The following is an 11,229-nucleotide window of genomic DNA, read 5'->3' on the forward strand; positions in this document are numbered from 1 at the left end:
ATCGCGCGCGACGCGATGCCCCGCCCTCCGTCGTGTCCGCTGCTCAGTGGCGCGGACGCCAGACCGAGAAGTCCGCAAGTCGGAAGTGGCTTGCCACGGTGCGGAAGCCGAACCAGCCGCTGGTGTACGGCTCCGGGTCCCGGTAGTCGCAGAGCAGCTCGCCGTTGCTCCAGTACTGGACGGTCCGCCCGGCGGACACCAGCCGCACTCGGTGCGGGGCGTTCGGCGTGAGCAGCGGTTCGGTGAGGTCGAAGAGCAGCGGGCGGTTGCCCGCCTCGCCGACGTAGCGGCGCATGCGGGTGGTGGTGTTGAGGTTGGCGCCGTAGCCGACGTAGTAGGTCTTCAGCAGGTCGTAGTCGGCGAAGGCGCCGCTGCGCGTCGTGGCGAAGAGGTCGCCGGGGGAGCGGACGTCGCGGGCGTTCCAGAAGGCGTTGAGGTCGGTCACATGGTCGTTGGGGCCGCCCGCCGCGACCGGGGTGGCCGTGTACTCGATCACGTACGGACCGGTCAACTCGCGGGTGAACCAGACCGTGGCGCCCCCCGGTACGTCGACGTCCAGCACTCCGTGCCGGGCCCGCACCGTCCCGCCGCTCTCCAGCTCGGCGGTCCACTGGCGGGTGCCGTGGCGGAAGTCGTCGTGGGCGATCCGGGTCCAGCCCCGGTGGCGGCCGATGGCGAGGGCCGCCGGGGCTGCGGCGGTCGCGGCGGCCGTCGCGGCGGCGAGCGTGATCAGGCGTCTGCGGGAACGGTGGTACGTCATCATGGTGCGGTTCCTTCCCGGGATGGTTGAACCGTTTCAATGCGTAGCGCGGGACGAACCTAACAGACGACCGCCGCCGGGCGCTCGGCCCGGCGGCGGTCGTCTTTACGTCTTGACGTCGGCCTCGGTCAGTTGCTGGAGACCGTGACCTTCTCGTCGTTCTTCAGCTCGCTCACCAGCTGCTTGACCTTGGTCATGTCCCACNCTTCTCGTCGTTCTTCAGCTCGCTCACCAGCTGCTTGACCTTGGTCATGTCCCACTGGATCGCGCTGCCCTTGGGAGTGGACAGGCCGGGGTTGGAGACGGGCATGTTCATCTGCTTGCCGTCACCGCCGGAGACACTCTTCATCGCGAAGAACATGTCCTTCAGGTCCCACAGGCTCATGTCCTTGTCGACGATCAGGCTGTCAAGGCCGGCGCCCATCATCGGGTAGAGCTTGAAGGGGTTCATGACCGTGCTCGGCGAGGCCGCCTTGTTGGCCAGCGCGGACAGGAACTTCTGCTGGTTCTTGGTGCGGTCCAGGTCGCCGCCCGCGAGGCCGTAGCGCTGCCGGACGAAGCCGAGCGCCTGCTGGCCGTTCAGGGTCTGCTTGCCCTTCTTGAGGTCGTTGCCGGACTTCTTGTCCTTCATGTCCTGCGGGATGTCGATCTCGACCCCGCCGACCCCGTCGACGATCTTGGCGAAGCCGTCGAAGCCGATCTCCGCGTAGTGGTCGATCTTCAGGCCGGTGTTGTACTCGATGGTCCGCGCGAGCAGCTGCGGGCCCTCCGAGGAGTACGACGCGTTCAGCTTGTTCTGGCTCGCCGGGATCCGGTTGCCGGTCTCCGAGCCGGTGAAGGCCGGAATGGTGACCCAGGAGTCACGCGGGAGGCTGACCATGGTGTTCCCGTTCTCACCGACGTGGAGCAGGATCATGGAGTCGGTCCGGCGGCCCTCGGCGGAGCCGGTGTGCAGCTTCTTCTTGTCCTCCGCGGACATGCCCTCACGGCTGTCCGAACCGACGATCAGGTAGTTGGTGCCCTTGCCGCCGGTCGGCCGGTCCTCGACCTTGCTGAGGTCGACCTCGCGCTTGAGCTTGCCGTCGGCCCAGAAGTACGTACCGATACCGACCGCGAGCAGCAGCACGACCAGGGTGACCAGGCCGACGGTTATCCGGCGCTTCCAGTTCACGGGTCCTCCCGCCCGGCCCCCACGGCCGCGGCCGCCACGCCCACCTCCGCCGCCAGGACCGCCGGGACCACGGCCGCCGCCGTAGACCTGGCCGGTGTTGTACCCGTCGCCGCCGTGGCCGCCGTAGTCGTCATAGCTGGGCGAGGGCCGCGGTACGTTCCCCCGCGGCGAGAGCTCCGGGGGCAGCGGCGGCTCGGCGGGCTGCTGCCCGCCGCCCGGTGCCGCCCGCCGTACCTGCGGCATCGAGCGGGCCCCCTCCGGCTGGGGGCTACCGCTGCCGCGTCCGTACCGGTCGTTGCGGTCACCGGTCCAACCCTGGGGCCATTCGCTCATGCATGGCAGTGTGCCTGGTCGGCCCCGCTGTCATACAGGGCGGGTGCCGGATCGGGGCATGGCTGTTGCAGAGCTGATAAGAAGCTGGTCCGCATATGGTGGACGGCATGACCAAACAGGCCCAGGGCGTGGATACGGATCTTCCGGGCAAGCCCACGTCCGCCTCCCGCACCACGCTGTCGCACATCATGACCGGCAGCGATACCAACCTCCTCGGCACGGTCCACGGCGGCGTGATCATGAAGCTCGTGGACGACGCCGCCGGGGCCGTCGCCGGACGGCACTCCGAGGGCCCCGCGGTCACCGCCTCGATGGACGAGATGGCCTTCCTGGAGCCCGTCCGCGTCGGCGATCTCGTCCATGTGAAGGCCCAGGTCAACTGGACCGGACGGTCGTCCATGGAGGTCGGGGTGCGGGTCCTGGCCGAGCGCTGGAACGAATCCACCCCCGCCACCCAGGTCGGCAGCGCCTACCTGGTCTTCGCCGCGGTCGACGCCGACGGCAAGCCCCGCCCCGTCCCCCCGGTCATCCCGGAGACCGAGCGCGACAAGCGGCGCTACCAGGAGGCCGAGATCCGCCGCACCCACCGCCTGGCCCGCCGCCGCGCCATCAAGGAGCTCCGCGCCCGCCGCGCCGCGGAGGACCCCGAGGCGCCGTAAGCCGCGAACGCCCCCGCCGGGGAGGTCCCGACGGGGACGCTTCTGGGTGTGCTCAGGTCAGCTCGTGTCGGCATGCGCCATGAGCGCGACGCGCCGCTCGCCGTCCTCCCGGTATTCATGCTCGATACCGGGCGTCTCGACGTCGAGCGTGGACGCGAGGTCCCATGCGTTCGCCACATCGACGACGGGATATGGACCACGGCTGACGTCCCCCTCCAGTTCCGCGGCCTCGTGGAGTCGCACGGCCACACCGTGCGGGTAGTCGTCACCGTGGCGCGTGCACGGACACGGTGGCGACGATCCGGTCGAAGCACATCGACGCTCGTCACCTGCTCGTCGCTCAGTCGGCGGGCGGCGAGGGCGGCCCCGTACCCGCTTCCCGTACCCACGTCGAGCAGGCGGGACGAGCGACGTGTCGCGGTACGCCGCATCGAGCCAGCAATCCGGGTCCGAGGCCCGGGGTGCAGGCGCCAGCACGCGGCTCGGGCACGGCGGCCATCATCTCGCCCCATCGGCCGCTGCACAGGATCTCGGCGAGACGCTGTTCGCGGACGTTCCCGGCGACCATGAAGCGGCTGAAGGGGTGTCTCAGGCGCAGCCGACCTCGTCGCCGGTGACGGCGGCGATGCCGGGGCGGTCGCGGCGCGGGTCCTCGGTGCGCACCGGGTGCACGTCCTTGTAGTCCGAGCCGACCGTGACCTGCATCACCCCGCCCTGCCCCGGCACCGGCTTCAGCTGCGCACCGGGCAGCGCGGCGGCCAGGGTGCGCACCGAGCGGTTCCAGACCGGGTCGTACGTGATGACCGTGCGCGCCAGGTCCTTGGTGGCCGCGTCGGCGGGGGAGCCGGTGGTGGCGAAGCCGGTGGCGTGCAGCGCCCGGTCCGCGCGCCGGGCGAGCCCGGCCGTCCCGGTGCCGTTCAGGACGTGCACCCGGACCTGCTGCGGGGCCACGTCGACCACGGTGGCCCTGGGCCGCGCGTGGCGCCTGGTCAGCGGCCGGTCCTGGCGGATGGCGTCGAACAGCCGGTCGGCCTTGGGCCGGTCCCAGTGCAGCGTGGACCCGACGCCCTTGAGCGGCTTCCCCGGCAGGATCACCGGGACCGAGGCGAACTCGGAGGACGCCGGGGTGAGGCCGTTCATGGCCCGGCCGAGCGCCATCAGGTCCTCCGCGCCGAAGCCGTGGTCGGCGCGGACCGAGCCCAGCAGGGTGGTGGCGACGGCGTTGAACCGCACCGGGTTCAGCAGGATGCCGCCCGCCGTCGTCTGGTGGAGCACCGAGGCCAGGAAGCGCTGCTGGCGCTGGATCCGGCCGAGGTCGGAGGTGCCGTCGGTGTGGCGGGAGCGCACGTACTGGAGCGCCTGGCCGCCGTTCAGCACATGGCTGCCGGACGGCAGGTCGAGGCCGGTGTGGTCGTCCTTGAGCCGCCTCGCCGTGCACACCTTCACCCCGCCGACCACGTCGACGGTCTTCATGAAGCTGGTGAAGTCGACCTCCAGATAGTGGTCGATGTGCACCCCGGTGGCGTGCTCGACCGTGCGCACGGTCAGGCTGGGCCCGCCCTCGGCGTAGGCCGCGTTGAGCCGCTGCGGATGGGCGCGGCGCGGCTTCCCGGCGCGGTCGGTGTACGCGGGGATCATGGCGTACGAGTCGCGCGGCAGGCTGACCACCGAGGCCCGGCGGCGGTCCGCCGACAGATGGACCAGGATGATCGTGTCGGTGCAGTGGCAGGGCGCCCCGCCGAGCCGGTACAGCGCCTTCTCCTGCGGGGTGATCCGGTCCCGGCCGTCGGTGCCGACCACCAGGAAGTTCACGCCGCCGCCCGCGCTCTTCGGCCGGTTGTCCAGGCCGCCGAAGGCGTCCACCCGGTGGATGCCGGATTCCAGCTCCCGGACCAGCAGGTGCCCGATCGCGCTGACGGCCAGCACCAGGCACGCGACGAACAGGGCGATCCGCAGCCCCCAGCGGCGACGGCGGCGGTCGGGGCGGGGCGGGCGCGTCGATCGGGCCGGTGCACTCACCGAAGGAGACCTCCGTGAACGGGGCCCCGGCGGGGCGCTGACGGGTCGGAACCGCTGTCACGGTAGGGCCATACGATGAGCGCCCCGGCGTCCCACGCCGCCCGTACCGCCCGCTGCCACCCGGGCGGCGCGTTCCGGTGCCGCCATTCGCGGTACCGTGGGCCCGCTACTGCAGTCTCCCGGGGGCCCCGCCCCCGAAACCCCGAGGTGCCATGCCCCCGCATCAGCTCCCGGCCGTCTCCGTGATCATGCCGGTGCTCAATGAGGAACGCCATCTGCGCAATGCCGTGCGGCACATCCTGGAGCAGGAGTACGACGGTGAGATGGAGGTGGTGATCGCGGTCGGCCCGTCCGCGGACCGCACCGAAGAGATCGCCGCCCAGCTGGCCGCCGAGGACCCGCGGGTGAACACCGTGCCCAACCCCACGGGCCGCACCCCGGCCGCGCTGAACGCCGCGATCAAGGCGTCCCGCCACCCCGTGGTGGTGCGGGTCGACGGACACGGCATGCTCTCGCCCGACTACATCGCGACCGCCGTGCGGCTGCTGGAGGAGACCGGCGCGCAGAACGTCGGCGGCATCATGCACGCCGAGGGCGAGAACGACTGGGAGCGGGCCGTGGCCGCCGCCATGACCTCGAAGATCGGCGTCGGCAACGCCGCCTTCCACACCGGCGGCGAGGCAGCCCCCGCCGACACCGTCTACCTGGGCGTCTTCCGCCGCGAGGCGCTGGAGCAGCAGGGCGGCTACAACGAGGAGTTCATCCGCGCCCAGGACTGGGAGCTGAACTTCCGGATCCGTGAGGCGGGCGGGCTGGTCTGGTTCTCGCCGGACCTGAAGGTCTCGTACCGGCCCCGGCCGAACGTGCGGGAGCTGGCGAAGCAGTACAGGAACTACGGGCGCTGGCGGCACGTCGTCGCCCGCTACCACCAGGGCTCGATCAACGCGCGCTACCTCGCCCCGCCGGCAGCCGTGGTGGCCATCGCGGTGGGCACCGTGGTGGGCGCGGCCGTCAGCCCGTGGGGCTTCGTGATCCCGGGCGGCTATCTGGCGGCCATCGTCGCGGGCTCGCTCCCGGCCGGGAAGGGGCTCCCGGTGGGGGCCCGGGTACGGATCCCGCTGGCGCTCGCGACCATGCACATGTCGTGGGGCTGGGGCTTCCTGACCAGCCCCCGGGCGCTCGCCAAGAAGGTCATCGCCAGCCGCCGCCCGGCGGTCATGGCACAGAGCTAGACACGTACACCGCATGAACGACGAGGGGCCGGACCAGGTGGTCCGGCCCCTCTTGCCGTGCTCTCAGAACGTGTAGTCCGGGTTGACCGTCATGCACGCCTTCTTGTCCTCGCCGTTGAGGGCGTCGGCGCTCTCCGGCGTCTTGTCGTCGTCGGACGCCCCGGCCTTCGGGTAGGCCGTGCCCGCGCGCCAGTCGTTGCCGACCACCACGGTCACGTCCTGCACCGACTTCGAGGACTTCACCGCGCTCTTGGGCAGCCCCAGGGCCTTGGCCACGGCGAGCGCGTCGCCCTGTTCGGCCTCGCTCGGGTAGGAGACGGTGGTGTCGGCCTGCGAGATGAGCACCGTGTTCGCGGCGGCCTTGGTGTAGCCGAGCCGGACCAGCTCGTTGGTGATCACGCGGGCCCGGCCGGAGACGGGCCCGTACACCATGGAGGCGGTGCCGTTCTGCACGACGACCGGGACCTCGCCCTTGGGCGCGGTGGGCGCCGGGGTCTTGTCGGGCTTCTTCTTGTCCTTGCCGTCCAGCGCCGTGTCGTTGCGCAGCAGCGAGAAGGTCTGCTCGGCGTCGCCGGGCTTGGGCTCCACGAACTGCTCGTCCGCGCTGTACTGCCAGGGCATGGTGACCATGGTGGTGCGCTCGGTCGGCACCCGCTTCAGGTCGTTGCCCAGGTTGTAGAGCTTCTTGACGTCGCCGAGGCCGTGGTCGACGGTCAGCGCGTCGGTGGCCGCCTCGGCCAGGCCCATCAGCTTGCCCGGGTCGCTGAGCTTGGTGCCCTTCTTCAGCTGGCGGATCATCGAGCTCATGTACATGTGCTGGGCCTTGGCCCGGCCGATGTCGGTGTTGTCCTCGAAGCCGTAGCGGGTCCGCAGCCACTGGAGGGCCTGGACGCCCTTCACGGAGTGGGTGCCCTCGGTCAGCCGCAGACCCGAGCCGTGGCCCTTGCTGTCGTGCGAATAAATGTTGGCCTTCACGCACACCGGGACGCCGCCGACGGCGTCCGCCATGGAGACCACCCCGCTGAAGTCGATCATCATGAAGTGATCGATGTATATGCCGGTGAGTTCCTTCCAGGTGGCCACCGTGCAGCCCGGACCGCCGTGCTGGAGCGACTGGTTGATCGCCGCCTCGGTCTTCGGATAGACGCGCCCGTCGTCGGGGTCGGTGCACCGGGGGATGGTCACCCGGGTGTCGCGCGGAATGCTGACCACCGACATGTTGCTGCGGTCGGCCGACACGTGCACCAGCATCTGCACATCGGCCAGCGGCTTGCGGTCGGCGTCCTGCTTGGCGCCGCCGAGCTCCACGTTCTCCTTGGTGTTACGGCTGTCCGAGCCGATCAGCAGGATGTTCAGCGGCGTCTGGCCCGCCGCGTTCGGCTCGGGCTTGCCCAGCTTGCTGTCGCCGAGGTCGAGGGCTTCCTTCTTCAGGTTGCCGTTCAGGTGGTTGTAGTAGATGTAGCCACCGGCTGCCGCGCCCAGCACCAGTACGGCGAGCGCCAGCGCACTCCACCGCACCACGCGTAACCCCCTGCCGCCGCGCCGGGCCGCCGTGCGTCGACCGCCACCGCGGCGCCCCGCGCCATCTGACGCGGGGCCTTCCGCTCCGGGCGGGCCGTCATCCTCACCGGTGCTGCGGGGTTCGGGCACGGCTTGTCGCCCGCCCTCCCCCCGCACACTGCTCTGCCGCATCGGGCCCCTCCCCGTACTTCCGTGCTCGTCCGGACCGATGGGCGAGGGCGCTCCGACGGCCGGGAGTGGTCACTTGGCGCAGACGTTCTTGTCGTCGGCCTCGACCTTCTGAATGTTCTTCGGTGCCTTGGCCGGAGCGGAGATGGGAGTGCCCGCGCCCTTGAAGTCCGCGCCGAGCGTCAGCGTCATCTCCGCCCTGGGGGCGGCGTCCTTCGTACCTTCCTTCATCGCGGACGCGGGCAAGCCCATGCTGTCGGCCAGCCGGCGAGCCTGGTCCGCCTGGTTGGGAGCGTACTCCAGAGTGGTCTTCTCCAGATCTGCCGGAGCGTTTCCGCCATTGCTCGTGAGCGGCATCCCCTCGGTGTTCTGCATCCAGTCGAGGGTCTCCTGCGCGGCCCCCGTCTGCCCGCTGCCGTTCAGCACCGTGGCCCGGACCTCCGCCGCGTCGGCCTTCGGCCCCTTGAGCCGGGCCGCCTGCTCGTCCTTGGCCGCCTTCTCCTTCTTCTTCACCTCGGTCAGCGACACATCCTGCTGGACCATCTCGAACAGCGGCTCGGCCTTGGTCTGGTCGAGCAGCACCGTCGCGCCGTCGGTGTTGTCGACGACCGGAACCGTCGTGAAGGTCATGTTCTTCAGGTCGACCTTGCCGAGCGCCTTCCCCAGCTCGACCAGCTTGTCGACGGTGCCGATGCCGGTATCCACGGTGAGCGCCTTGGTGGCGGTGTTGGCCAGGCCCCACATCTTGCTCGGGCTGCTGAGCGTCCCGTTCCCCTTCATCTTGCGCATCATGGAGCTGAGGAACTGCTGCTGGAGTTTGATCCGGTCCAGGTCGCCGCCGAAGCCCACGGAGTGCCGGGTCCGGACGAACGCCAGCGCCTGCTCGCCCTTGATGTTGTGCTTGCCCGCCTTCAGGTTCAGGTGGGACTTGGGGTCGTTGATGTCCTTGGCGAGACAGACGTCGACCCCGCCGACCGCCGTGGACATCGACTTGACGGCGTTGAAGTCGGCCATCATGAAGTGGGTGATGTCCAGCCCGGTGATCTTCTCGGCCGTCTTCATGGTGCAGCCGGGGTCGCGCCCCTCCTGCCCGAGGCTGGTGTTGAAGCGCGCCTCCCGCTGGCCCTGGATGAACTTCTTCTTCCCGTCCTCCTGCTTGCTCTCGCAGTCCGGGATGTCGGTGATCATGTCGCGCGGAATGGACAGCACCGTCGCGTTGGTCCGGTCCCCGGATACATGCATGACAAGCGTGGTGTCGGCGTGGCCGACGCTCCCCGCGTCACCGTAGCCCTCGTTCCCCTTGCCATCGCGCCGGTCGGTGCCGATCAGCAGGATGTTCATGGGGCCGTCGCTGACCGCGGGGTTGTTCTCGCCGATGTCGACCTTGCTGATGTTCCCGTTGAGGTGCTGGTAGACGAAGTACGCCGCGGCAGAGCCGCCCACCAGCACGAAGGCCAGGGTGCCGCTGCCCCAGTACAGCGCCTTCTTCGTCTTCGACTTCTTCGGCTTCGGCTTGCGCCTGCTCGCGGGAGTCGCCGCCTTCTCCGGCTCCCGCTTGCCCGCCGCCCGCCTGCGCCCTCGCGCCTCGGGTTCGGGGGTGCGGCGACGGCCCGTGGTTCTGGGGGCCGCGTGGGGCTCGGCGGCCGCGGCCGTCTCCCCCGCAGGGTTCAGCCGCAGCTCGTAGTTGCCGGTGTTCGGGTCGAACACCCACTGATCGGCGGGGTCGATGTCACCGTCCCGCCCATGGCCTTGCGCGTCCACGGTCGCCTGTGTCCTCCGTCGGTGCCACGCGGGCGCCTCCCCCTCAAGGCGCTCGGTCCGTCTTCATATACAGTGCGCGGTCACATCTCGGAGCGCACCGGATCGCTCACACTATCCGCCCGGATCCGCGTCAAGCGACGCCGGTGACAAATTCCACTTCCCTACAACTGGGCAATCTGCCCAATCCTTTCGAGATTCTTCACGAGCCCTGGCCCCGCCTTTACCGGCTTTTAGCCACAGACGTCGCGAGCCGCCGTGGTCCCTTGGTACGGAGTGCGGTCCACGCCCTTGGGGTCCCCATCGCCCGGGTCCTCACCGTTGGTGGCCGTGACGGCGTGGGTCACCGACACCGGGCGATCCAGGCGGAGTTGCCGGAACAAGCGGTCGGCATCGGGCTGGACGAGTTCATCACGGTTCTTGTTGTACGTATACGGCTGTCGCGGAATCGTAAGGAAACGGATCTTTTCCCGTGGGATGTCCCGCACGCCGCGCACCAGCGCGTACAGGTCCTTGAGGGTGTCCAGACCCGGATCCGTGGTCAGCGCGGACGTCGCCGCGCTGAGCACCGGATACAGCTTCGCCGGATTGAGCAGTACACCATTGCTCTGCACTTTCTTCACAAGGGAGCTGAGGAACTCCTGCTGCCGGGCGATGCGCTCGGTGTCGCTGCCGTTACCGATGGAGTAGCGGGCACGCACATAGCCGAGCGCCTTCTCCCCGTGCAGGACCTGACGGCCCGAGGGCAGTCGCAGATGCGCGTCATCGTCGTCGACCGGCTCGGTCAGGCACACCTCCACGCCGCCGACCGCGTTCACCAGCTTCTTGAAGCCGCTGAAGTCCACGATGACGTGGTGGTCCACCCGGATCCCGGTGAGCTTTTCGACGGTGCGGATCGTGCAGGCCGCGCCGCCGAACTCGAACGCCCAGTTGAACTGGGTGAACCGGGCCGCCAGTCGGCCGCCGCCCTTCGGCCGGTCGCAGCCCGGGACGTCCACCATCAGGTCGCGCGGAATGGAGACGGCGGTGGCGCTCTTCCCCCCGGCCTGGAGGTGCAGCAGGATCGTGGTGTCCGAGCGCTGGGTGCCGGTGTCCCGGCCGTACTTGCCGTTCTCCTTGCCGCCCCGGTTGTCGGAGCCGATCACCAGGATGTTCTGTGCGTCGCGCACCACCGACACCGGCCGCTCGGCCTCGTACTTCCGCAGCTCGTCCGCGGTCCGGGTGTCGGTGCGGATGTTGCGGTCGAGGCGCTGGTAGAACCACCACCCCGTCGCGGCGACCGACAGCACCAGCAGGGTCGCGCCCAGCGCGACCACGCGCAGCCAGCGGCGCCTTGGTCTCGGCGCCGGCTCTTGGCCGTCAGTCGTCACGTCCGCGTCCTCCCACCCCGCCTCTCGCCCGGCAGCGGACGGGAGCGGTCTCGCGTGCTGGGCCGATCATTGGGACAGACATACGAACCCCGCACATGGTTGTACGTATCCGTCGATCATCGCGCGGGGTGCACGCCGGGGCGCGCGGGCTCGGCCCGGCAGTCCGCCGGACGGGGGTCGGGCGGACTGCCGGGCCGTGGGCTTCCTCGGGGGGTGTCCGGGGCGAAGGGCCCCTACA

The 11,229-nt window shown here is 70.0% G+C and carries 9 protein-coding genes; 2 read left to right on the forward strand and 7 right to left on the reverse strand.

The window, feature by feature from the left end; genetic code table 11:
• Positions 1-43 precede the first annotated feature (43 nt).
• Positions 44-760, reverse strand: a complete 717-nt coding sequence (locus EEJ42_RS13615; protein WP_123100213.1) for a DUF6250 domain-containing protein — start codon at positions 758-760, stop codon at positions 44-46.
• Between the two features lie 193 nt (positions 761-953).
• Positions 954-2,264, reverse strand: a complete 1,311-nt coding sequence (locus EEJ42_RS13620) for an LCP family protein (RefSeq protein WP_184503069.1) — start codon at positions 2,262-2,264, stop codon at positions 954-956.
• Between the two features lie 107 nt (positions 2,265-2,371).
• Between EEJ42_RS13620 and EEJ42_RS13625 the strand changes: the two genes are divergently transcribed.
• Positions 2,372-2,923 carry an acyl-CoA thioesterase gene (locus EEJ42_RS13625; protein WP_246096583.1) on the forward strand — a complete coding sequence of 184 codons (552 nt, stop codon included), beginning with the start codon at positions 2,372-2,374 and terminating at the stop codon, positions 2,921-2,923.
• A 57-nt stretch (positions 2,924-2,980) separates the two neighbouring features.
• On the opposite strand, the gene EEJ42_RS51805 is transcribed toward EEJ42_RS13625, so the two are convergent.
• Positions 2,981-3,166, reverse strand: a complete 186-nt coding sequence (locus EEJ42_RS51805) for a hypothetical protein (protein WP_221179367.1) — start codon at positions 3,164-3,166, stop codon at positions 2,981-2,983.
• Positions 3,167-3,511: 345 nt separating this feature from the next.
• Positions 3,512-4,942: an LCP family protein gene (locus EEJ42_RS13635; RefSeq protein ID WP_123100208.1), complete on the reverse strand. Its 1,431-nt coding sequence runs from the start codon at positions 4,940-4,942 to the stop codon at positions 3,512-3,514.
• 212 nt (positions 4,943-5,154) lie between these two features.
• Between EEJ42_RS13635 and EEJ42_RS13640 the strand changes: the two genes are divergently transcribed.
• Complete coding sequence (locus tag EEJ42_RS13640; RefSeq protein ID WP_123100209.1) at positions 5,155-6,174, forward strand: glycosyltransferase family 2 protein; 1,020 nt, start codon at positions 5,155-5,157, stop codon at positions 6,172-6,174.
• A gap of 63 nt (positions 6,175-6,237) precedes the next feature.
• Here the strand turns inward: EEJ42_RS13640 and EEJ42_RS13645 are convergent, their stop codons facing one another.
• The 3 genes from EEJ42_RS13645 to EEJ42_RS13655 form a co-directional block, all read right to left on the reverse strand.
• Entirely contained in the window at positions 6,238-7,866 is a 1,629-nt protein-coding gene (locus EEJ42_RS13645; protein WP_184503070.1) for an LCP family protein, read from the reverse strand.
• Positions 7,867-7,935: 69 nt separating this feature from the next.
• A complete protein-coding gene (locus EEJ42_RS13650; RefSeq protein ID WP_123100211.1) occupies positions 7,936-9,624 on the reverse strand; it encodes an LCP family protein in 1,689 nt (562 codons plus the stop codon).
• A gap of 230 nt (positions 9,625-9,854) precedes the next feature.
• Complete coding sequence (locus EEJ42_RS13655; RefSeq protein WP_123100212.1) at positions 9,855-10,991, reverse strand: LCP family protein; 1,137 nt, start codon at positions 10,989-10,991, stop codon at positions 9,855-9,857.
• Positions 10,992-11,229 lie beyond the last annotated feature (238 nt).

Origin of the sequence: Streptomyces botrytidirepellens (genome assembly GCF_003721215.1) — a bacterium.
Lineage (GTDB): Bacteria > Actinomycetota > Actinomycetes > Streptomycetales > Streptomycetaceae > Streptomyces > Streptomyces himastatinicus.